The sequence below is a fragment of the Hippea alviniae EP5-r genome, assembly GCF_000420385.1.
Taxonomy (GTDB): Bacteria; Campylobacterota_A; Desulfurellia; order Desulfurellales; family Hippeaceae; genus Hippea; species Hippea alviniae.
Window position 1 is genome coordinate 722747 of sequence record NZ_ATUV01000001.1, and the last position, 23763, is coordinate 746509.

Genomic DNA, 23763 nt, shown 5'->3' on the forward strand with positions numbered 1-23763 from the left:
CCTCACAAATCTTTAACTATAAAAATTTTCATAGATTTAGGACCATGAACACCCAGAGTTAAAAACATCTCTATATCGGCCGTTCTACTTGCTCCTGTTATAAAAACAGCATAAGAACCACCATCTTTTGAAGTTATATCTTTTAAAATACTGGCTGCATCCTCCATTCTTCTCACGATACGAGACGCAGGTAAGATAACATGTAAATCATCACACAAAGCTGTAGCCCTTCTATACTCCTCTGAATCCTCGCACAGAACCACGCTTCCAGTTTCAGCTATACCCAAACACGCCTCAACTATGGTTCTGTCTATGCCTTCTTTTTCAACAATTTTTATTGATTCCAAATTCAAGGAAGGTATATGTATAAAATCATAATGATTCTTTTCCAAAATACTACCCACATCTACTCTTTCCACTATCTTATTATCATTGCCAACAAGTTTTGAGAATTCCATAAACAGCTCAATTTCTTCCATTTAACCTCTCCTTTAGTAGCTGCTTGTATATAGTTTCTATCGGGTGTTTAACTTCCACGTTTAATGAGTTTTCAGAAACCAAGTCGGTAAACTGCATTACGCACCCAGGACAAGGTGTATACAAAACATCGTATCTCTTTATCTCATTCAGCTTTTTACTTCCGACCTCTCTTGATGTTTTATTATGTTTAAGCCTGAAAGTCCCTCCGAACCCACAACAACTCTGATTTTTTAAGGGTTTTAGATTCTTTGAAACACTTTCTTTCAAAAAATCTATCATTACACTATCTTTTGAATGCTCATAATGGCACGGCACATGCAGGGTAGAATTTTCACTGTTAGGGTTTATTTTTACATTCAACACCTCTTTTAAAAAGACAAGCACATCTATCATTCTCTGCCTTATCTTTCTGTCTGTAACCCTAACTCCTAAATCGGACAAACCCCATTGACATGTTGGACATGCCGTTATTATGTAATCTGCATCATTTATAGAGTCAAACCAATCGAAATTTCTTTCAACCATGGTTTTATATAAATCCATATCTCCCATAGTTGCAGCAGGTATTCCACAACAGTTATTTACTTTCGGAACATATACAGATACCTTAAACATCTTTAAAGTCTCAACTATAGCTTCTCCCCATGAAGTGTAAACATAGTTTATGGCACACCCAGGATAGAATATTACTCTCATTTTTTCATTTTTTGCTTTATTTAATCCACCATACATCTTTGTGAACGATACCGATTTTATGTTTTTCACATTAATCTCTATAGGAATCTTAAGCTTTCTTGTGCTTTCATCAAGCTTAGATGAGATCAAACGCATACCTACACTCACTGTTGGCTGAATACTCTCTACAAAATTGGGTCTATTCATCGCTGTCTTTAGAAAAATCTTTTGAGACACTGGTAGTTTATCTATTCTTCTTAGAACACTTTTAGCTCCAACAAATATCTCATCCGTCTTCACACTGCTTGGACAAAATCTTTTGCATCTACCACACAATATGCAATAATCTAAATATTTAATAGCTCCTTTGAGACTATCTAGCCTACCTTCGTATATAGCCTCAATAAGCGAAATTTTGCCTCTTGAGACGGATTGCTCCAATCTATCTTTTTCATAAAGCGGGCAAACAGACTGACATATACCACACTTCATGCACTGAAGTGTAAGTTCTTCTAATTCCTTTAACTCTTTAACTATTTTTTTAAGCGAAAGAATCATCTCAATACCTTACCTGGATTGAATATCCCTTTTTCATCTATACCGTTTTTTAATTTTCTCATGAACTTTATGGTGTCTAAGCCAATTTCTCTTTCTAAATACTTAGATTTTGCTATACCTATGCCGTGCTCTCCGCTTAGAGTCCCATCTAATTTCAATGTCTCCTCAAATATCTCATCTATAGCAGCTTTAACTCTCTTCATTTCCTTTTTATCCCTTTTGTCAGTTAGGATGGTAGGATGAAGATTTCCATCACCAGCATGACCAAACGTTCCTATTATTATTTCGTATTTTTTTGAAATCTTTCGTATTAGTTGCATCATTTCTGGCACTTTGCTACGAGGTACAGTAGCATCTTCCAAAATCAAAGTTGGCCTAAGAAGAGCAAGGCTGCTCAAAGCATCTCTTCTTGCTTGCCATAGTTTATCTCTCTCTTCTTCTGTTCTGGCTATATGCACTTCTCCCTTCAAAGATCTGCATATTTTATAAATCTTTTTATATTCATCCTCAATCGCAGCAGGATGACCATCTATCTCTATAAGCAGTATAGCATCGGCCGATGTAGGAAGCCCTATTCTGTGGAACTTTTCCACTGTTCTTATGGTAAAATTGTCCAAAATCTCTAAAGTAGCAGGTAATATCCTTGAAGCTATAATCTTAGAGACAGTTTCAGATGCTTTTATTATATCCGAATAATATACAAGCATTGTCTTTTTAGCTTCAGGTGGCGGAATAAGCTTTAATATAAACTCTACCATAACGCCAAATAGACCTTCAGATGACAGCATCAAACCGGGCAAGTTAAAGCCACTAACCAGCTTAACGGGTTTCCCACCTCCAGCAACAAAGTTGCCATCTGAATCAAAAAATTTAACGCCCATAAGATAGTTACTTGTAACGCCGTATTTTAAAGCTCTAAGCCCACCAGAATTCTCTGCAACATTTCCACCGATAGTAGAAACTTTCATGCTTGCCGGGTCTGGAGGATAAAGCAAGCCTTTCTCGGCAACTGCATCTGCTAATTTTTGTGTTACCACGCCAGCTTGCACTATTGCATATAAGTCTTCGGTATTTATTTCTATTATTCTATCCAACGCTGTGGTTAATAAAACACATCCACCTTTCACAGGAACACTACCGCCGCTCAGATTTGTTCCAGCACCTCTCACTGTTAGCGGTATAGAAGCTTTGTTGCACAGCTTTACTATCTTCTCAACTTGCTCATAATTTGTAGGCTGGACCACAATATCTGGAAAAATAGGCCTTTCAGGATAAGCATCATAGCTATAAAAAGAGAGATCCAAAGGATTTGTAAAACAGTGCTCTTTTCCCACTATATTCTCAAAATCTTTTACAATACTCTTTTTAATAACAATACCCCTTAAACCTAAAATTCTTAAAAAATTCTTAATATATTTAGCAAAATACTCCAATTTTTCTTGCCTGTCAAGTCGCCCACTTGCTATTTTTTTCTCTTTTTGATAAATAATTAATGTGTAAAAGGAGGCAAAAGTAATGAAACAAATTAAAGAATTACCTGAAAATGGTAAATTTGTTGTGCTTTTCACATCAGACCACTGTCCACACTGCAAAAAGATGGAAAAGAATCTAAAGCAAATAGAAAAGAAATATCAAGAAAAAGGAATAGAGTTTTACACTATCAACATCTCAAGAAATCAGGAGATAGCCTTAAAATACAACATTATGTCAGTTCCCTTCACTGTTTTCATGAATGGTAAAAAGCTTGTTGGTAAGGAAGCGGGAGCCGTATCCATAAAAGCCATAGAGTTAGAACTTGAAGAGCTTATAAAAGATGGAGAGTTCGTCAAAAAGATAAAAAGGCTGTTTGGTTTTAAGTAAACCTGAAGCTTTTGTCTGAAAACACCCAGTTGATTTTTCTTTTTCCCTTGAGTTCTTTGCACTTATACAAAGCAGAGTCTGCAAACCTTAATGCAACATTTGTCGTTATAGAAGAAGATGGCACATATATGTAAACACCCATACTGTATTCTATCTCAATATTACTTGCAGAAGGCGATATTCTCATAGGTTGCTTAAAAGACCTATCTATCTTTGAGAGTATAACATCCACAGAACGCTTCGATTTTACACCTTCAAAAATCAGAACAAACTCATCGCCGCCAAACCTTGAGATAAAATCACTGCTTCTTAAGTTTGTTCTTAGCCTTCTTGCCACAGTCTTTAAAACAACATCACCTGCATGATGCCCATACTCATCATTTATCTGCTTAAAATCATCAAGGTCTATTATACATACCATTATCTTTTCACCGGTTCTCTGCGCCCTTGCCGCTACCCTTTCAAGTTCGCACTCAAGACTGCTTCTATTGTAAAGACCTGTCAAATAATCATGACCTGCCGAATATTCAAGCTTTTTTCTTAATCTATGCAATTCTGTTGAGTCAACAGCGCTCCACAAAACTCCAAACTCTTCAGTTGGCAACATTATTCTTGAGCCCGTCATTTGAGTCCATATAATTCTACCATCCTTGCGTTTGAGACTCCTTTCAAAGGTAACAACAATATCACTATCTAAAATCTTTTCAAATAAGGGTTGTTGCCTAAAATACGACTTCTCATTTGGATGTAATATGGACGCATTTTTACCTATCAGCTCTTCTCTTTTATAACCGAGAAGTCTATAAACTGAAGGATTTACATCTATTAAATTTCTGTTTTTATCAACGACAAATATTGCCGCAGGATTTTTCTCAAACAGAACACGATAATAAGAAAGCAGATAATCAAAAGTGTATTCTGTTGCTTTTTTATTTTTAATCAGAAGTTCAAGCATGAATTTTTTACTTTCCAATACCTTTTTACAATCAAATCTCTAAGTGAAAGTTTATCTGATTTAACATTAAATTTCAAGCAAGTTTTAATTTCTTAATTAACTTATGTTTTAATTATAGATTCACTTAAAACATCACAAGAATCCTTTAAAACCAAAACATCATCTTCAAGCCTTATACCACCAAAATCAAGCATCTCAAAAGCTCTATCGTAATTTATAAACTCTTTGAATTTAGCTTCTTCATACCACTTTTTTATGAGTTTAGGGATAAAGTAAATTCCAGGTTCAATAGTCATAACATAATTCTCTTTAAGCTTACGAGCAAACCTTAAAGATTTAAGCCCAAATATATTACTCCTTTTTACACTCTCATCATACCCAACATAATTTTCACCCAGCGCTTCAAGGTCGTGAACATCCAATCCCAACGGATGACCCAATCCATGCGGGAAGAACAGAGCATAAGCGTGATTCTGCATAATGTCATCAATGCCACCCTTCAAAAATCCCAACTCTTTAAGCCCTTCTGCTATCACCCTTGCAGCTTTAAGATGCAAATTTATAAACATCTCACCTTCTCTTATACTGTCAAACGATACCTGCTGCGCTTTTTTGACAATCTGGTATATATCTTTCTGAAGCGGCGTAAACTCACCATCAACTGGAACTGTTCTTGTTATATCGCTTGCATAATGCTCTTTAGTCTCAACTCCAGAGTCAAGTATAAACATGTCGTTCTTTCTTAGCGTATTTTCGTGTGTCGTATTGTGAAGAATTGCACCATCCTTTGTCAAAATCGTTGGAAATGAGAGCCAAACACCATTTTTGATGGCATAGCCTTCAACTTCTGCAAGTATCTCTCTTTCTTTTGTTCCATCTTTTGCCTTCTCAAAAGCTATCTCAAACATGCCCTTGCTTATCTCTATAGCCTTCTTTATCTCATAAATTTCTCTTTCTTCTTTCTCTAAACGCTGATTGGCTATAACTCTTACAAGCTCAATATCTACCAATCCTTCAACTTCATGACATTTAATATCAAATATTTCGGCAAGCTTTATAATATTCGAGCTTCTGTATTGTGGAATTATTCTAACGCTTCTGTTTCTAAAATAGTTTTTGAGCTCTTTTGACTGTCTTAACTCTGCGCCACTTCTGTCTGTAAGCTCTTTTAAATTACTCTCCCTTTTTATCCAGATAAGCTCATCTTCATCTAAATCATCGCCAAAAACAATACCTCTATCGTTGTCAATATCTATAACAGCTGCGATATTCGGCACATCTATGCCAAAATAGTATAAAAATGTGCTGTCCTGTCTAAAACGATAGCAGTTTGCAGGAAAATTTATAGGCTCTTCACTATTGCCTAAAAGAAGAACAACTCCTTCCTTTAATCTATCCTTCAAATAGTTTCTTCTTTTTATGTAAACTTCCTTCTTAAACACTCAGCAATCCTTTATCTCTCCACTTTCAGATTTCATAACCCTATTTCTGCCGTTTGCCTTTGCCTTATAAAGCGATTTATCAGCCCTACCTATGAACTCGTTGATTGTCTCGTTGTTATACTCAGACACGCCTGCAGATACTGTTATCGACACATCTCCATTCTCACTTTTGACTCTCATGCTCTCAATGTTTGCCCTTATTCTTTCTGCAACTTCGCATGCCTTATCCAACTCTGTCTCTGGCAAAATTACAGAAAACTCTTCACCACCAAACCTGCCAGCAATATCTGAGCTTCTTATAGATTTCTCTATAACTCTTGCAACTTCCCTTAAAACATCATCACCCACAAGATGCCCGTATGTGTCATTTATTCGCTTAAATTTATCAAGGTCTAAAATCATAAACGAGAGCGGCTTGTTGTTTCTCTTCGATAGAGCAATAAATTTTTCAAGAAAGGTTATAATCGAGCGTCTGTTGTAAAGTTTTGTCAAGAAATCCCTTTCGGATTCGTCTTTTAGTTTTTTAATTAGCTGGCCCCTGTGTATATTGGCTCTTATACGAGCATAAAACTCTATCATGCTGTATGGTTTTCTTATGAAATCATCAACGCCGCTATCAAACGCCTGTTTCATAACGCTAAAGCCTTCTGAACCTTCAGCTGCCGTAACACCGATTATGGGTATATATCTAAATCTCTCATCACTCTTTAATGCCTTTGCCACTTCAAAACCACTCGCACCGGGCAAATTTATATCAAGCAGAATGGCATCAACTTCGCTGCCTTCAAGCAAAAGTCTCAATGCTTCTTCGCCGGTATATGCACTTAAAGGCTTTATGTTCTTCTCTTTAAGCTGGTGGCACATGGTCTGATTCTGTATCTTTGAATCTTCAACCACTAAAACAGTCCCGATAATATTCTTCTCTTCTTCGAAAAACGCCTTCAAGTATTCGTAAAGCTCACCTTGTTTAAAGGGCTTTTTCAAATAGTTAAAAGCACCATAATCAAATGCCTTATTCTTAAAATAGTCATCATCACTTGCAGTAAGCATGACAACAGGCAATTGTTCAAGATTAAGCTCTGTTTTTATCTTTTTTATCAACTCCCAACCATCCATACCCGGCATCTCACCATCTATGATGGCAAAATCAAAATTGCTGTCATTTTTTAAAAACTCGTAGGCTTCTTCACCGTTTGAAAAAACTTCAACTTCAAATGAACTTTCAAGCTCTCTTTTCACCATTTTCTGAATAAACGAGCTATCGTCGCATACAAGTATGCGTCTCATGTTTCACCTCTGAGCATTTTAGCTATATCCTTAGCAAAATAGGTAATAATAATATCTGCACCAGCCCTTTTTATAGCCGTCAGTGTCTCAATCATTACAGCTTTCTCATCAATCCAACCCTTCAAAGCCGCAGCTTTTATCATTGAGTATTCACCACTCACATTGTATGCAGCAAGCGGCATATAAGGGAATTTCTCTTTTACTGCTCTTATTACATCCAAATAAGCCAAAGCTGGTTTAACCATAAGAAAGTCGGCACCTTCTTCCATATCAAGCATACACTCTTTTATGGCTTCCTTTGAGTTTCTAAAATCCATCTGATAGCTCTTTCTGTCGCCAAAGGCAGGAGCACTCTCTGCTGCATCTCTAAATGGTCCATAGAAGGAAGATGAGTATTTAACGGCATACGACATAATCGACACATCGTAAAATCCATTCTCGTCTAACGACTCTCTGATTGCCTTAACCATGCCGTCCATCATGCCGCTTGGTGCGATTATATCTGCACCCATCTTTGCATAAACATAAGCTTCTTTTTTTAAGAGCTTTAGCGTCTCATCGTTAAGCACATTACCGTTTTTATCCAATACTCCACAATGACCATGTGATGTATATTCACACAAACACGCATCGGCTATAACAACAAGCTGCGGTATTGCTGATTTTATGCTGTTTATTGCTCTTGCAATAATACCATCTTCGGCATAAGCTTGAGAACCAAACTCATCCTTCTTATCTGGAATACCAAACAGAATCACGCTTTTTATACCCAAATCAAAGGCTTCTTTTGCTTCTTTTATAGCGTTATCAATAGAAAGCTGATATATACCCGGCATTGACTCAACGGGATTTTTTATATTTTCTCCTTCTCTTACAAAAATAGGATAGACAAAATCATCCAAATCGAGCTTTGTCTCAGCAACCATATCCCTAAGCTGGGCTGTTTTTCTTAGCCTTCTTGCTCGTGTTTCTGGGAATTTCATTTTTTGACCTCCATAAGCTCATTATAAACAATTATATAACTCTCAACCATTTTTTTCACGGAAAATTTTTCCTTTACAATTTTGTATGCATTATCAACAAATCTGTCTCTTAAATTGGGCTCCCTGTAAAGTTTCAAAATGGCATCTGCAAGTTGCTTTGAATCCCTTTTTCTTACGATAAAACCACTTTTGTTATCTTCTACTATCTCTCTTGCGCCGCCAGCATCTGTAACTATGACTGGTATCTTCAGAATCATGGCATTTAGAATGGCACCGCTAAAACCTTCATTATCCGATGCCAATACAAACAAATCAAAAGCCTTTATATAATTTTGAATATCCCTTTTGAAACCTATAAGAAAAAATCTATCTTCTATGGACAAACTTTTTATCTGTTTTTCAAGCTGCTCTTTCAGATTGCCTTCTCCTGCAACAATAAACACCACATCCTTAGCCTGCTTTAAAACCATCGATGCCGCTTCTATTAAATTCGGTATGTTTTTCTGCTTTGTTAGAGCTGCAGCTGTCCCAACAATAAATTTACCCTTGTAAGAATTTCTTATCTTTTCAACCCTTTTTAAATCAACACTATCTTCAAGTTTTGGGTCTGTTATAGAGTAAATAACCCTTAACTTCTTGCTATCAACAAAGCCAACCAATGTATCCTTTACAGCTTCAGATACACAGACAACAACATCTGACAAACGGTATTTAAACTTGGTAAAAATATTATTTTTCGGCTTGTAATCAACCCTTCTTGTGTATATGAGTGGTTTTTTGTTAATCTTTTTTGCTAAAGCAGATATGTTGAGTGCTTTTGCCGTATGGGCATGTATGATGTCGTAATTTTTACCTTCTTTTGCAAGCCTTAACCAGTCAGTTAGCTGATTTCCTGTTAATCTTACTGTTTTTATTCCTTTCTTTCTGCACCTGTTATACAGCTCATCTTTTACTGTTGCAACAGCCGAATCTATGCCATTTTTTATGAGCCCTTCGACAAGCCACAAAAGTTGCTGCTCACCGCCTCTAAAACCTTTTTCTGTATCAACATGCAAAATTCTCATATCTTCCTGTGAACCATTGAGTATGTCTTTGCAAGCATCTTGTTCGAATACAGCCTTACTCGTGATTTAAACCAGTCTAAATCCTTTTTCCATACACCAAATCTCTTTATCTCGTATGTTGAATCGCCGGGCGAGTTTGCACCAACCTTCGTTGTAAAGAGATATTTAAAACCAACTTCCTTTGCTATCTTGAGTGATAAGTCGTTGTATGCACCCCAGGGCCAGCTAAAGGCATTGCATCGTTTCTTGACTTCATATCCAACTTCACCCTTTGCAACTTCAAGCTCCATCCTTATTCTTGAAGCCTGCTCTTCTTCTGTCTCAAACCTGCCTATCTCTTCACTTCCCTTCTCTTTCTTGTATCTTTCAACTATCTGATTAAGTTCACTCTCCCAATTAGGTTTTTTAAAAAACTCAACAAAACCGTTATCTTCAACATACTTTGCAAGCATATCCCTTAGCTCTTTATCTGCTGTAAACTCCCTTGCTGCAAGCTCTGGTTTTCTCTCAAAATCCGGTGTTCCAAATCTCTCATCACCCTTGACCATCTGCCATGCCGAATGCTTATCTCTTGGCCTGTTAAAACCTATGATTTTACTATCTGCATACACCTTTTTATGCATTTTTGTATGTGGTTGAACATCTATAATTCCGCTTCTCTCCATCGTTCTTATCTCTTCCCAGCAGAGCCTTCTTATCATTTTTATTCTGCACCCATGCTCTTTGATATAGGTTGATGAGCAGTCTGGAATTCTCTCCTTTGGAATCTTGCCCGACCAGTAATCTTCCAAATTCAAACCGGTAAACTCGTCTTCTTCGACCGTCCAGGTAACCAAAAACAGAATAGCATTAAAACCATACTTCTTAAGCAAAGGATACGCATGAACCCAGGTGTCTAAATAACCATCATCAAATGTTATCAAAACAGCCTTATCCCAATCCTTTTTACCGGTTTCCAAATACTCGCCAAGCTGTTCCTTTGTTATCGAAACATAACCTTCGCTTTTTAAAAACTTGAGATGCTCTTCAAACAGCTCAGGTGGAATAGAGAGCACATCATCGTCGTAATTTATATGATGGTAAAGCAAAACAGGAACACTCGTCTGCATCTTACTCCCCCTTATTGTTTTCTAAGACAAATACTATACACATAAAGGAGAGTCATTCAAGAGAGAAAACAAAAAAAGCGGGCTTGTGATGCCCGCTTGGTGGGTTATTCGCTTAAATGCTCTTTTTTGTATTCATACATATCTGCATATCCAATAAGCGACTCTTGTGGATTCATAAGCTTTGTGGCTTCAAGTATCAAAAGACCAGCTTCATTTACCGTATTCACACCTACAAACCCAGCTCTTTTGCAAACATTAAACGCTTCCTTGAATAGATCTTCTGACAAACCGCTTCTTTTTATCGCTTCTTTATGTTTCTTTGGCAAAATTCTTATTTTCTTCTCTTTCTCATAAAGAGAGCCAACTTCAGAAAGAGCCTTTATAACCCTATACATTACAGGTGTAATCGGTGTTGCAAAGCTTGTAGGAACGCCAGATAAAGCCCTATCCATGAGCTGACCTGCTTCTGTCTCAACGATATTATTATCCGGTAAAATTTCTATCAGATGGCGAGCTTCCAATTTCTCCAAAGCCCACTGCATTTTTCTTCTCTCGTCATCGTTTTTGGCTCTGCCTAAAAGCTCATCAACAGTCATACCCTTATCGGGAATCATCTTAAATATCTCATGCTCATACTTTGTAAGATACGGTTCTCTCTTTATCTCTTCAGCTAAGTATGCATAGAAGTATCCAGACTTTGTTGGCTCGGCTGTTCCAACCAAGCTTGTCTCTTTTGCCTTTTCATACCACTCTATGCTTGGTGCAGAAAATGCCTTTCTCGTCATCGTTATAGCCTTAACAGCTGTTGAGCTTATAGACCTTCTTCTAACCTGCTGGTCTTTCAGCACTTCTTTTCCAAATTCGCTTAATTCAAACACTTCATTATGCCCATCTTTTTCTATTGTCTTTATCAAGTTAAACGACTCAAGCGAGAAGAGAGCTATCCTTAAATTGAAGTTATCTTCAAACCATTTGATATAGTTCTTTGTCTGTTGAAACTGCTCTGCAATCCTTCTAAACTTCTCTGGCATCTCCTTAATCTTTTTTCCATATTTCTCAATTAACTTCTCATACTCCTTTACCTTCCTGTCAACAAGCTCAGCTTTAATCTGCTCAAATGTTGGCAGAATCTCTTTATTCTCCTTATTCTTCTTCCAAAGATAATCTATAACTTCCAAAACGGCTATCTCTTCATCTTCTATAGAGAAAGACCAGACATCAACCCTTGCATCCTTTTTCCACAGCCTGTAAACTTCAAGTGCCCACTCGCCAGCCGGTGAAAGTTCACCATCTGCATTTACATAACCCAATGCTTCAAGCCAACTTTTAGCATCATTATCAATCTCTTCACCATCAGCCAAAGCTGCAAGGTTTATCAAAATGTGTGGACTTAAAACATAACCTTCCTTAACAAATCCACCAAGCTCAAGCGTGTTCTTTACAGCCTGACCCAAAGCAGTGAAAGAGTAAACATCACTCTTAGGAACGCTATAAGCGATTAATCTCATTGCTTCAAGCAGGCTCTCATAATACTCACCCACATGCAATCTTGAACTCAAAGCAGGACCAAATGGCAGCTTTCTAATCTCCTCAGCCAACTCAGCAGATACAACAAGCAGCGGTGATGTTGCTTTGTATGTATGCAAGATAAACTCTGCTTCTTTATTCAAAACAAACTTCTTTTTTAGTTTATCTTCTTCGACGAATCCTCTCTCTTTGAGATATGGTAATGTTATATCTGTTATGTTCTCTGATTTTTCTGCACTATCAAGCATCTCTATGATTTCTGAACCTATCCACTTCCAATCATCATCCCACTGATTAAAATGTTTAAGCTCACCCTTCTCAATTAAAGCATCAAGCTGCTGTGCTATACCAACACCAGCATAAGTCAAAGAGACATTTAACCTTGAATCTAATGATACAAGTCCTGCCCTTTCGAGTGTCCTTACGACCTCATCGTTCTCTTTTTCAAGCACCGTCAGATGTCTGTCTGTTTCTTTTTCCTTCAGAAGTTTCAGAAGCATCTCGGCATGATTCTTCTTAATGACCATGTTTCACCCTCCACTTTTTATTTTTTTCTATCAACAATATAATTCTAAACTGAAAATTTTCAATTGTGGTTGAATATTTTTACAAGTATTTAAGTAAATAGATTTATACTTTTTACTTTTTCAGCTAAAATATCTGTTGGTGAGATGAGCTCTTTAGCCTTCACATTCAAAAATTCACCTGCTTTAAAGCTTCCCTTTAACAAAAAGACGCCGTCTATCTCATAAGCACTCCTATAGCTTCTTGCCTTATAAAATCCTTCAAACTCATCATCTTCTCCATCAACAACCACTTTAAACTCTTCTCCTAAAAGCTCTATATTCTTCTCTTCGGTTATAGATGTCGCAATGTTTTGAATTTCTATAAGTCTTTCTTCCTTTAAAAGCTCATCCAAATCGTCAAACATTTCGAACGCCTTTGTTCTATCTTCGTGGTAATAACTAAAGAAAGCAGACCAATCAAGCTTAACATCTTTAATGAAATCTACAAGCTCTTCAAACTCTTCATCAGTCTCTGTTGGAAAACCAACGATAAATGTTGACCTTATAGCTATATCTGGAATTCTTTTTCTTAAGTTCTCAACCAACTTCTCCATATAAGAGCGATTATAACTTCTGCCCATGTCTTTTAAAACCTTATCCGATGCATGTTGAAATGGCACATCTATGTAATGAACAACCTTATCTGACGATGCAATAAAATCTATAAGCTCATCCGTTATGTATGTCGGATATGTATAAAGAAGCCTTATCCACTCTATACCCTTGACTTTCTCAAGCTCCTTTAAAAGCTCAACAAGTCCATTTTTAACGCCCTTTTCTATCAGATAGGCTGTTGTATCTTGGGCAACAAGATTTATCTCTTTAGCGCCACTTTCAATCAGAGTTTTAGCTTCTTCAACAACCTGTTCTATCGGTTTGCTCCAAAATCTGCCTTTTATCAACGGAATAGCACAAAATGTGCAGTTGTTTGAACAACCATCGCCTATTTTTAGATAGCCAATATGCTTAGGCGCAACAGGATACCGCACAAACTTAAAATCTTTTAACTTTTCTTCTTTTGCCACATCGACTATTCTGTCAAGCTCATAAACACCCAAAAACGCATCAACTTCTGGCAACTCTTCTTTTAGTTGTTCTCTATAACGCTCAAAGAGACAGCCGCAAACTATGAGTTTCTGTTTGTTTTTCTTCTTTATCTGTGCAAGCTCAAGTATCGTATCTATGGACTCTTCCTTTGCAGGCTGAATAAACCCGCAGGTGTTAACTATAAGGCAATTGGCATCTTCAGGATTACTGACAACTCTACAGCCAGCCTGAGCCAAAAGCCCAAGCATGTATTCGCTATCGGCTGTATTCTTAGGGCAGCCAAGCGACTCTAAATAGACCTTCATTGAGACCTATCTGCAGCCCTTAGATAGCCTTCAACAAGCTCATCGATTAGCTCTTTTACTGAGACTATCTTATCAACCCTATACACATTCTCACCTGCAAATGCAAAACCGCCCGCAAACCTTCCCTTCTGTGCATTAACCAAAGCCTGTGTTATACAGTATGGAGCCTTTCTATAATCGCACCCCTTCAAACACTGCCAGATACACTTAAACGGCTGCTTTTTACCCTTCTCTACATCTTCTAAGAACTTGTTATTTATTGCCCTTCCCGGCAATCCTACAGGGCTTTTTATGATAACAACATCTTCTTTTTTTGCATTAATGTAAGCTTCTTTAAATTTTATGTCAGCATCACACTCGTATGTTGCAACAAATCTGGTTGCCATTTGGACACCGTCAACACCTATTTCGTTCATAAAGAAGTATATATCTTCACCTGTGTATATACCACCCGCAGCAACAACAGGAACATTTTTAGAGTATTTCTCTTCATACTTCTTTACCACATCAATCACGGGCGGCGTTATCCTCTCAAGAGCAAAGTTCGGGTCAAATATTTGCTCCAATTTAAAACCCAAATGTCCACCCGCCTTCGGACCTTCAACAACAACACAGTCAGGTATATCCTTATAATGTCTGTCCCAATACTTAAATATAAGCTCTGCAGCTTTAGCAGAAGATACAATGACACCAAATTTTGTACCATTTCTTCTTATCTCTTTTAATGGTACAGTGAGTGGCAAACCCGCACCAGCAAAGATTATATCGGCTTTCTCTTCTGCTGAAACAACGCAGAGTTCTTCAAATTCAGTCATTGCAACCATTATGTTTATGCCGATAATCCCACCGCCACTTATCTCTTTTGCCTTTTTAATCTCTTTTCTTAAAGCCCTTTTGTTGGCTTCCTGCGGATGCTGAAAAAAGTCCTTCTCTTCAATCATACCAATCTCAGCAGCAGAGATAACACCTATGGCACCTTCTTTTGCAACAGCACCAGCCAAAGAAGACAGCGATATTCCAACACCCATTCCACCCTGAATTATGGGAACTTTAGCGACAAGGTCTCCTATTTTTAAAGCAGGTATTTTACTCATCTGAACCCTCTTTTACGAAAAGATTTAGAAGAAAACTTACAATACTCATAAACATTGAAGCAACAAAGGCAGCCCAGAATCCGTCAACATCAAATCCCCTTACAAGCTGGGAAGTAATAAGCATCATTATCGTATTAATCACAAGCGTAAAAAATCCCAATGTCAGTATATTCAAAGGCAGAGTAAAAAGTATCATAACGGGCTTTAGCGATGCATTGAGTAATCCTATAACAAGCGATGCTACAGAGAGACTGACAATACCGCTTACATGGACACCTTTAACAATTAAAACGGCAACACCTAAAGCTATCGTATTTATCGCCCATCGCAGAAGAAAATACATCTAAAACCCTACAAACAGAGAATCCCTTATCTTTTCAGCTAAGCTTTTAAGCACATCCTTAGATATCTTATCCCTTGCCATCTCGGTTGCAGAAACGCTATCACTCGCCGAATAGTCTTCAAAGTCGCTCACAACCATAGAGCTTATAATCTTTTTGCCTTTACTATCAATGAGACTAACATTAGCCGATATTGCACATCTGTAACGTATTGCAAGGCCGCTTTCAGCATACGAAATCGGATTTACATCATACTTAACAATAGAAACCTTCAAAAAACCATCAGCCAAATCCTTACTCTTTGCAAGAGATACCCTTGAGTCAAGATTCAAAACATCTATCAAATCCCTTTTTAAATAGACCTGCAAATCCGGTTGAGATGTCTCATTCACAACATTTTCGATATATATGCTTTTTATATCACCCTTTATCCTGCCACCCTGTCCTATAAACGAGTATGCACAGGATGAGAGTATAAAAGCCACAACAACAATCAAAATCCTTTTCATCATTTCACCACAATATTCAACAACTTATCTTTAACAAATATCTTCTTTATAATCTGTTTACCTTCAACATGCCTTTTAACCTTTTGACTCTCAAGAGCTTTTTTGAATACTTCATCTTCTTCTGCACCACGAGAAAACTCAAGTGCATCTCTCAATTTTCCATTAACCGTTATCGCTATTGTGACAGTATCTTTTATTGTTGCTTTTTCGTCGTATTCCGGCCATCTCTCAAATGCTATCAACCCATCATGGCCTGTTATCTGCCACAACTCTTCAGCTATATGCGGCACAATAGGATTAAGCATAATCAACAACACTTCAATAGCCCTTGCAAACAGTTTTTTCTCATCTTCCGTCTCAGGCTTGAAATCATACAAGAAATTTACAAACTCCATGCTTGCAGCAATCGCCGTATTAAAGTGATAATCTTCAAAATCCTGTGTAATCCTTTTAATCGTTGAGTGTATCATATAATTCAACTCTTTGAGTCTGTCTGTATTAATCTCAACATCAGAAGCCTTCAAATCCTTATACTCAAGCACCAATCTCCAAAGCCTATTTAAAAACCTATATGCACCTTCAACGCCTTCGTCAGACCACTCAAGGTCCTTCTCTGGCGGTGCAGCAAACAGGATAAATAGCCTTGCCGTATCTGCACCGTATTGATTGATAATATCGTCAGGGTCAACAACATTACCCTTGGATTTACTCATCTTTGCGCCGTCTTTTATAACCATACCTTGAGTAAGCAGGCGTTTGAAAGGCTCTGTCGAGCTTGTATAACCCAAATCACGCAAAACCTTTGTAAAATAGCGAGCATAGAGCAGATGCATTACGGCATGTTCAATACCGCCAACATACTGGTCAACATCCATCCAGTAATCCACTTTATCCTTTTCAAATATACCCTTGTCGTATTTTGGTGAGCAATAACGCAAGAAATACCAGGAAGACTCAACAAATGTATCAAAGGTGTCTGTCTCTCTTTTTGCATCGGCACCACAAATTGGACATTTAACATTCACAAACTCTTCAACCTTTGCAAGTGGCGAGCCACCTTCACCGGTAATCTCAACATCTTCGGGCAATTTAACTGGAAGGTTCTCTTCCTTTTCTGGCACTATGCCACAGTTTGGACAGTAAATAACAGGAATTGGAGCACCCCAATATCTTTGGCGAGATACATTCCAATCTCTAAGCCTATACTGATAACCAATACGCGCAAGCCCTTTCTCTTCAAGCCACTTAACTATCTCCCACTTTGCCTTCTCATTATCCATTCCGTCAAACTGACCGGAGTTAACCAGAATACCTTTATCTGTGTATGCTTTCTCCCACCTTGAGACATCTTTATCAAGCTCATCAGACCAGATAACTATCTTCTTAGGCAAGTTGTATTTTGTTGCAAATTCAAAGTCTCTCTGATCATGAGCAGGAACAGCCATAACAACTCCTGTTCCATAATCCATCAAAACAAAGTTTGCAGCATAAAGCGGCACATCTTCACCCGTTGCTGGATTTATCAGATAAGCACCGGTAAACACACCTTCCTTCTCTTTTGAGAAATCCCTATCAACCTTCTTAAACTCTTCGATAAATCTTTCAACAGTCTCTTTCTGTTCATCACTTACAAGTTCCATCAGTTTAGGATGGTTCGGAGCAATACTTACAAATGTCACGCCAAACAGCGTATCGGGTCTTGTTGTAAATACTTCCAAATACTCATCTGTGCCTTTTATCTTAAACTTAACAAAAGCACCTTTGGACTTTCCTATCCAGTTTCTCTGCTGAACCAAAACACGCTCAGGCCAGCCTTCTTCAATCAGCTTCATATCATCAAGCAGCTGGTCGGCATAATCTGTAATCTTCAAGAACCACTCATCCATCTCTTTCTGTATAACTTCATCGCCACATCGCCAGCACTTGCCATCTTCAACCTGCTCGTTTGCAAGAACAGTCTTACATGTTGGGCAGTAATTTACCGTGCTCTTTGCACGATAAACCATACCCTTTTTGAACATCTCAATAAAAATCTTCTGTTCCCATTTGTAATAATCCGGGTCGCATGTAATAACAAGCCTATCCCAATCGTATGAAAAGCCCAATCTTTTGAGTTCCTTTATCATGTAATCAATGTTTGAGTATGTCCATTTAGCCGGGTGTGTCTTATTGCTTATAGCGGCATTTTCAGCAGGCATTCCAAATGCGTCAAAGCCCATAGGATGGAGCACATTGTATCCTTGAGCGAATTTATACCTTGCTATTGCATCACCTATAGAGTAATTTCTGACATGTCCCATGTGAATTCTGCCTGAAGGATACGGGAACATCTCAAGCTGGTAAAACTTTGGCTTCTCATCAAAGTCTTTTGCCTTAAAAACGCCTTTCTCTTCCCAGATTTTCTGCCACTTAATCTCTATCTCTGCTGGATTGTATTTTTTCAACTTGGAACCCTCCGTCCATTAGTATTCTAATACTGCTCCCTTGCTTGCAGGTCCAACCATTTTGGAATACCTTGCAAGCCAACCTTCTGTAATTTTTGGTGGTTTTGGCTTAAAGTTTTTCTTTCTCTCTTCGATTGTTTTATCATCAACAAGCAGATTCATCGTTTTCTTTTCAACATCAAACTCAATCTTATCTCCTTCTTCAATCAGGGCTATAAGGCCGCCCCTTGCTGCTTCTGGCGATATATGACCAACTGATAGACCCCTTGTTGCACCAGAGAACCTGCCGTCTGTAATCAAAGCCACATCCTTATCCATGCCCATTCCCGCTATAGCACTTGTAGGCTGCAGCATCTCCTTCATTCCTGGCCCACCGGCAGGACCTTCATACCTTATAACAACAACATCGCCCTTGTTTATCTGCTTGCCAAATATTGCCTTCAATGCTTCATCTTCTGAGTCAAATACCCTTGCCCTTCCAACAAATTTATTCATTGAAGTATCAACGCCAGACTGCTTCAAAACAGCACCATCAGGTGCAAGGTTGCCTTTCAAAATCGTCAAACCACCTTTTGGATAGTAAGGCTTATCAAGTGGCCTTATCACTTCATCCCTGTAAACCTTTGCATCCTTATAGTTCTCATAGATCGTCTTGCCCGTAACCGTAATACAATCATGGTTTAGAATACCCAAAGGCTCAAGCCTATTTAAAAGTGCCATCATGCCGCCTGCTTCGTCCAAATCCTGCAAATGATAAGGCCCAACAGGTGAAAAGGCGCACAAATCAGGCACAATGTCAGTCATCTTATCAAAATCATCAAGGGTTAAATCAACCTTTGCTTCATTGGCTATAGCCAAAAGATGAAGCACCGTATTTGTTGAGCAACCCATAGCCATATCGGCAGCTATGGCGTTCATGAATGCTTCCTTTGTCATTATGTCTCTGGGCTTAATCCCTCTATTTACAAGCTCAACTATTTTCATACCCGCTATTTTGGCAAGTCTCACCCTTGCAGCCATTGGCGCTGGGATTGTGCCATTTCCAGGCAGAGACAAACCGAGCACTTCGCTTATACAGTTAATCGAGTTTGCAGAATACATACCAGAGCAAGAGCCACACGATGGGCAACCTGCATCTTCTATCTCTTTTAACTCTTCTTCTGTTATCTGACCATTTAAGTATTTACCTACACCTTCAAACACCTGTGCAAGGTCAATATCCGTGCCGTTGTATCTGCCGGCAAGCATAGGCCCACCAGAAATCATAATCGAAGGAATATTCACCCTTGCAACAGCCATCATCATACCCGGAACAATCTTATCGCAAGCAGGCAAAATAACGAGACCATCAACAGGATGGGCATTAACCATCGTCTCAACACTGTCTGCAATGAGTTCCCTTGAAGGCAGCGAGTAATGCATGCCTAAATGACCCATAGCTATACCATCATCAACGCCTATAACATTGAACTCAATCGGTGTTCCACCAGCCATGTAAATACCATATTTAACGGCTTCAACAAGCTGCTGCATATGTACATGGCCTGGGACAATTGTATTGTAAGAGTTTGCTATTGCTATTATTGGCCTGTTTAGTTCAATGTCCGTATAACCATCAGCTTTAAATAGAGACCTGTGTGGTGCCCTTTCTGGGCCTTTCAGCATAATATCACTTCTTCTTGCCATTTTCACGCCTCCTGCGTTTAGTTAGAACGATTATTAACAAAAATGAATTTATGTCAAGTGGCTAAAGCAATCTGGAAGTTTTACTATTTTTAAATCCTTATCAACCGATACAGATTTTATCTCTATCTCTGCTTTTTTCTCACCACCTGCCACTATCTCAAAAAACAGGTCAACACTCGCCCTTTTTATCCTTTTTATAGATACATACACTTCGGCTTCATCTCCAAGCTTTAAGCTCGAGATGTAATTCGCCTTAACTTCCTTCACAACAAGATATATACCTTCGTAATGCAACTTAAATAAATCGCAACCCTTCTTTAGAAAAAACTCCTGTTTTGCCCTTTCGCACAGCTTTAAATAGTTTGCATAATAAACAACACCACCAGCGTCGGTATCATCATAATAAATATTTGTTTTGTAAGATAGTTCAGCCATTTTTTAGTGCCTCTTTTGTGTATTTTTTGCCAAGTTCAACACCCGGCTGGTCAAATGGATTAACACCTAACACTTCACCAGCCTTTGCCGTTGCAATCATAAGAGAGATAAACAAAGCTCCAAGAGCAAACTCATCATTTCTCTTTAGCTTCAAATAAGCCACATCAACACCGCTCTCTTTCAATGCCCTTATTGTCGAGTCTCTCTCAATCTCCATAATCTCACCAAGCGTCTTTCCCTTAAGATAGCCAAAACCGTAATCATTCTCTATCTTAAAATCGCATCTTGGACTGCTATCAATAACAAGGATAGCTTTATCCTTAGGTCCATCCTGATAAAGCTGGAGCTGTGAGTGCTGGTCTGTAACACCGAGAGCTTTGATGGGTGTTTGACCTTTCGACTCTTTGCCTAAGCTTTCAGCCCACAGCTGCCTAAACCAATCAGCAATACCAAACAGATAATCCTTATAGGCAAAGACAACGAGCATATTTTTACCTTCTTTGTATGCACCTATGGAGAAGTTGACAAAGTCATTAGGAAAGCTCCAGCCATTTCTGTATGCCCTTACTGCAGCTTTTGCACCTTCAATAAACCCATCAATATCAAAACCAAAAAATGCCAAACCAAGCAAGCCAACAGGTGTAAACACAGAGTATCTGCCGCCAACTTCATCGGGTATAAAAAGCAGCTCTATATCATTTTTCAGTGCAAAATCGTAAAGAAAACCCTTTTCAGATGTCGTAAAAACTACCTGATTGCTATTTATCCTATCCCAAATAGCAAAAAACTCAGCAAGCGTCTCAATTGTTGAGCCACTCTTTGAAACAACATGAAACAGCGTCTTATTTAGATTGAGTTTTAAAACCTTATCTATTCTGCAAGGGTCTATATTATCAAGCATAAATAGATTCTTACCAAAACCGTCAAAATCAAAAAATCTAAGTGCAGCTTCAAGCCCTAAAGCCGAACCACCAATACCTATCTGAACAAAGTTCTCATATCTATCAGAAAACTCTTTTGCTATCTCTTTTATCTTCTCTTTCTGACCTTTAACGCATAAGCTCCTTATAAACCCGTAATGGGCAAGAAATTTAAGCCCAAAATCATGCCTTTTCTCATAATAAAACTCAAAAATCTCTTCCATTAAAAGTACTTCTTTGATTTTTTTCATAACTTAAAAACCTCTATGGTTCTTCTCAATGAGTCAACCTTACTTACGAGCTCAGCCAATCCGTCTTTTATCTTCTCTATTCTCACCGATACATCTTCAATAGCCGCAATCTTGTTTACATTCTCTTCAACATAATTCATGACAGACGATAACTCTTCTACCTCTTCAAAGAATGAGAGCAACTCCCTATAAACATCGTTCATATCAGCCTGAAGAAACCTTGTCTTCTCCATCAAGTTTTCGCTGTTTTTTCTGCTCTTTTCTGCCTTTTTTATTGCTGTTTCCATGATTTTGTAAAAATCTTCAGACATGTTTACAAGCTTAGTTATCACTTCCCTTATATTTGAAGTTGAGAAATGCGTTTTTTCAGCTAATTTTCTCACTTCATCGGCAACAACGGCAAAACCACGACCAGCTTCTCCAGCTCGTGCTGCTTCGATTGCAGCATTTAAAGCGAGTAAGTTTGTTTGATCTGCAATCTCATCTATTACAAGCACAGAATCCACTACAAGATTTACAATGTTTTTTAGTTGTTCAACATCTTTTTTCATCTCATAAAACGAAGCAGAAAAACTGCTAACATCGTTTAGATTGTTTTCTATCAAATCAAAACTCTCATTGAATGTATTATTTGACCTTTCAAGCTTTTTTCTAACAATATCAAGTCTGCCACCAAGTTCAGAATACACTTCATTTAACCTACTTACAGACTCTTTAACCTGACGGGAATAGTTTAAAGCATCAACCGATACACCTTTTATAGACTCAACATCGTTCTCTACTTCAGAAGACAAAGAAAATACAGATAATATAAGTTCAGATGTGCGTTTTATAACGCTTTTAAGAGTTTCTATGGCTTTATTAAAATTCCTTGCAAGCAAGCCTATTTCGTCTTTAGATAACAAAATCGACTCATCTTCTATTTTTGAAGTCAAGTCTTCACTCTCTATCTTTTTTACCACAAAGCTCATATTGCTGAGTTGTTTTAAGATCGTTATCTTTGTTATGTAAAAACCACTAAGACCAACAACAATCCCTGCCACTACACAACTAATATCAAAAATAATCCCGTATCCATCTTTTACATCAACAAAAAAAGAAGCAAATATGGGGAACACAATCCCCATACCTATTCCAAAGCTCACCATATAAATAAACAGCTTTTTTGTATAACTCACGGCTATACCCTATTTGCGCTACCCAAAACTTCTTTATTCTTTCTCATATACATTTTGATTAACTCTTCTCTTGCAGGACCTAAGTATTTTCTTGGGTCAAACTCTTTCGGATTATTCCACAAAAACTCTCTAATTTTAGCCGTCATAACAAGCCTACCGTCTGAGTCTATGTTTATCTTGCAAACTGCACTCTTCGCAGCTTTTCTTAACTGGTCTTCTGGAACACCGACAGCACCTTCCAAATTGCCGCCGTATTTGTTGATAATCTCAACATACTCTTGTAATACGCTGCTTGCACCATGCAAAACTATAGGGAATCCAGGGATTCTCCTTTCTATCTCTTCAAGTATATCAAATCTCAATGGTGGTGGTTGTTCACCTGGTTTTACCTTAAATTTATATGCACCATGAGATGTTCCAATAGCTATAGCCAAAGAATCAACTCCTGTTCTCTTTACAAAATCTTCGACATCGTCTGGGTTTGTGTAAATATTCTTTTCAGCCTTAACATCATCTTCTATACCAGCCAAAACACCAAGTTCACCTTCAACAGTTACATCGTATTTATGTGCATACTCAACAACCTTTGCAGTGATTTCGACATTCTCTTCATAAGGCAGATGGCTTCCATCAATCATAACAGATGAAAATCCCATCTCTATACAGCTTTTACACAGTTCAAAACTATCACCATGATCAAGATGCAAAGCTATTGGAATCTCTTTTAGATTGTTCTCCTTTGCTATCTCTTTCATTAGCTCAACAGCACCCTGCGCCATCCATCTTAACAATGTTTGGTTGGCGTATTTCCTTGCACCCTTTGAAACCTGCAAGATAACAGGAGACTGTGTTAATGTGCAAGCGGTAATTATAGCTTGAAGCTGCTCCATATTATTGAAGTTATAAGCAGGAACAGCATAACCGTTCGCCATCGCATCTTTAAACATCTCCTTAGTATTTACAAATCCCAACTCTGTGTAATGAACCATTTTTTGACCTCCTTTTCCGTCTTTAGAGTTTGCTTTAATTTATATTATGAAACTCAAC

The 23763-nt window shown here is 38.0% G+C and carries 21 protein-coding genes; 1 reads left to right on the forward strand and 20 read right to left on the reverse strand.

The features are described from left to right. Nucleotides 1-2: 2 nt before the first annotated feature. From G415_RS09740 to G415_RS0103885, 3 genes are read right to left on the reverse strand one after another with little or no spacing between them, the layout of a single operon-like run. Entirely contained in the window at nucleotides 3-479 is a 477-nt protein-coding gene (locus G415_RS09740; protein WP_022670278.1) for a LutC/YkgG family protein, read from the reverse strand. Beyond that, nucleotides 466-1713, reverse strand: coding sequence for a (Fe-S)-binding protein (locus G415_RS0103880; RefSeq protein ID WP_022670279.1), 1248 nt, complete (start codon nucleotides 1711-1713; stop codon nucleotides 466-468). Before G415_RS0103880 ends, G415_RS09740 begins: the two co-directional genes overlap by 14 nt. Beyond that, the gene (locus G415_RS0103885) at nucleotides 1710-3083 is read right to left on the reverse strand and encodes an FAD-binding oxidoreductase (RefSeq protein ID WP_026939564.1); all 1374 of its coding nucleotides are present in this window, start codon (nucleotides 3081-3083) and stop codon (nucleotides 1710-1712) included. Before G415_RS0103885 ends, G415_RS0103880 begins: the two co-directional genes overlap by 4 nt. 145 nt (nucleotides 3084-3228) lie before the next feature. Between G415_RS0103885 and G415_RS0103890 the strand changes: the two genes are divergently transcribed. Next, complete coding sequence (locus G415_RS0103890; RefSeq protein WP_022670281.1) at nucleotides 3229-3573, forward strand: thioredoxin family protein; 345 nt, start codon at nucleotides 3229-3231, stop codon at nucleotides 3571-3573. Here the strand turns inward: G415_RS0103890 and G415_RS0103895 are convergent. The 17 genes from G415_RS0103895 to G415_RS0103975 all read right to left on the reverse strand — a co-directional run bounded on the left by G415_RS0103895 (nucleotide 3566) and on the right by G415_RS0103975 (nucleotide 23705). Continuing rightward, nucleotides 3566-4528, reverse strand: a complete 963-nt coding sequence (locus tag G415_RS0103895; RefSeq protein ID WP_022670282.1) for a sensor domain-containing diguanylate cyclase — start codon at nucleotides 4526-4528, stop codon at nucleotides 3566-3568. The genes G415_RS0103890 and G415_RS0103895 overlap by 8 nt on opposite strands. Nucleotides 4529-4629: 101 nt before the next feature. Next, the gene (locus tag G415_RS0103900; protein WP_022670283.1) at nucleotides 4630-5970 is read right to left on the reverse strand and encodes an aminopeptidase P family protein; all 1341 of its coding nucleotides are present in this window, start codon (nucleotides 5968-5970) and stop codon (nucleotides 4630-4632) included. After that, on the reverse strand, nucleotides 5971-7257 hold the full coding sequence (locus G415_RS0103905) for a diguanylate cyclase (protein ID WP_022670284.1): 1287 nt from the start codon (nucleotides 7255-7257) through the stop codon (nucleotides 5971-5973). It lies immediately after the preceding gene. After that, on the reverse strand, nucleotides 7254-8240 hold the full coding sequence (hemB, locus tag G415_RS0103910) for a porphobilinogen synthase (RefSeq protein WP_022670285.1): 987 nt from the start codon (nucleotides 8238-8240) through the stop codon (nucleotides 7254-7256). Before hemB ends, G415_RS0103905 begins: the two co-directional genes overlap by 4 nt. Then, the gene (locus tag G415_RS0103915) at nucleotides 8237-9304 is read right to left on the reverse strand and encodes a glycosyltransferase family 4 protein (RefSeq protein WP_022670286.1); all 1068 of its coding nucleotides are present in this window, start codon (nucleotides 9302-9304) and stop codon (nucleotides 8237-8239) included. The genes hemB and G415_RS0103915 overlap by 4 nt, the downstream gene beginning before the upstream one ends. Continuing rightward, a complete protein-coding gene (locus G415_RS0103920) occupies nucleotides 9301-10413 on the reverse strand; it encodes a polysaccharide deacetylase family protein (RefSeq protein ID WP_022670287.1) in 1113 nt (370 codons plus the stop codon). Before G415_RS0103920 ends, G415_RS0103915 begins: the two co-directional genes overlap by 4 nt. Nucleotides 10414-10517: 104 nt before the next feature. Further along, complete coding sequence (locus G415_RS0103925; RefSeq protein ID WP_022670288.1) at nucleotides 10518-12467, reverse strand: DUF505 domain-containing protein; 1950 nt, start codon at nucleotides 12465-12467, stop codon at nucleotides 10518-10520. A gap of 89 nt (nucleotides 12468-12556) precedes the next feature. Next, nucleotides 12557-13858: a 30S ribosomal protein S12 methylthiotransferase RimO gene (rimO, locus tag G415_RS0103930; RefSeq protein WP_022670289.1), complete on the reverse strand. Its 1302-nt coding sequence runs from the start codon at nucleotides 13856-13858 to the stop codon at nucleotides 12557-12559. Beyond that, nucleotides 13855-14952, reverse strand: a complete 1098-nt coding sequence (locus tag G415_RS0103935) for an NAD(P)H-dependent flavin oxidoreductase (RefSeq protein ID WP_022670290.1) — start codon at nucleotides 14950-14952, stop codon at nucleotides 13855-13857. The genes rimO and G415_RS0103935 overlap by 4 nt, the downstream gene beginning before the upstream one ends. Beyond that, on the reverse strand, nucleotides 14945-15295 hold the full coding sequence (locus tag G415_RS0103940) for a phage holin family protein (RefSeq protein ID WP_022670291.1): 351 nt from the start codon (nucleotides 15293-15295) through the stop codon (nucleotides 14945-14947). The genes G415_RS0103935 and G415_RS0103940 overlap by 8 nt, the downstream gene beginning before the upstream one ends. After that, entirely contained in the window at nucleotides 15296-15805 is a 510-nt protein-coding gene (lptE, locus tag G415_RS0103945; protein WP_081639323.1) for an LPS assembly lipoprotein LptE, read from the reverse strand. It abuts the gene before it with no gap. Beyond that, nucleotides 15802-18246: a leucine--tRNA ligase gene (gene leuS / locus G415_RS0103950; RefSeq protein ID WP_022670293.1), complete on the reverse strand. Its 2445-nt coding sequence runs from the start codon at nucleotides 18244-18246 to the stop codon at nucleotides 15802-15804. The genes lptE and leuS overlap by 4 nt, the downstream gene beginning before the upstream one ends. 18 nt (nucleotides 18247-18264) lie before the next feature. After that, nucleotides 18265-19932, reverse strand: a complete 1668-nt coding sequence (ilvD, locus tag G415_RS0103955; RefSeq protein WP_022670294.1) for a dihydroxy-acid dehydratase — start codon at nucleotides 19930-19932, stop codon at nucleotides 18265-18267. Between the two features lie 48 nt (nucleotides 19933-19980). After that, nucleotides 19981-20367 (reverse strand): acyl-CoA thioesterase, encoded by a 387-nt coding sequence (locus G415_RS0103960; RefSeq protein ID WP_022670296.1) that lies wholly within the window; start codon nucleotides 20365-20367, stop codon nucleotides 19981-19983. After that, the gene (locus tag G415_RS09745; RefSeq protein ID WP_022670297.1) at nucleotides 20360-21538 is read right to left on the reverse strand and encodes a hypothetical protein; all 1179 of its coding nucleotides are present in this window, start codon (nucleotides 21536-21538) and stop codon (nucleotides 20360-20362) included. Before G415_RS09745 ends, G415_RS0103960 begins: the two co-directional genes overlap by 8 nt. Further along, nucleotides 21535-22716, reverse strand: coding sequence for a methyl-accepting chemotaxis protein (locus G415_RS0103970; protein ID WP_022670298.1), 1182 nt, complete (start codon nucleotides 22714-22716; stop codon nucleotides 21535-21537). The genes G415_RS09745 and G415_RS0103970 overlap by 4 nt, the downstream gene beginning before the upstream one ends. Nucleotides 22717-22718: 2 nt before the next feature. Next, nucleotides 22719-23705: a class II fructose-bisphosphate aldolase gene (locus G415_RS0103975; RefSeq protein WP_022670299.1), complete on the reverse strand. Its 987-nt coding sequence runs from the start codon at nucleotides 23703-23705 to the stop codon at nucleotides 22719-22721. Between the last annotated feature and the right edge of the window lie 58 nt (nucleotides 23706-23763).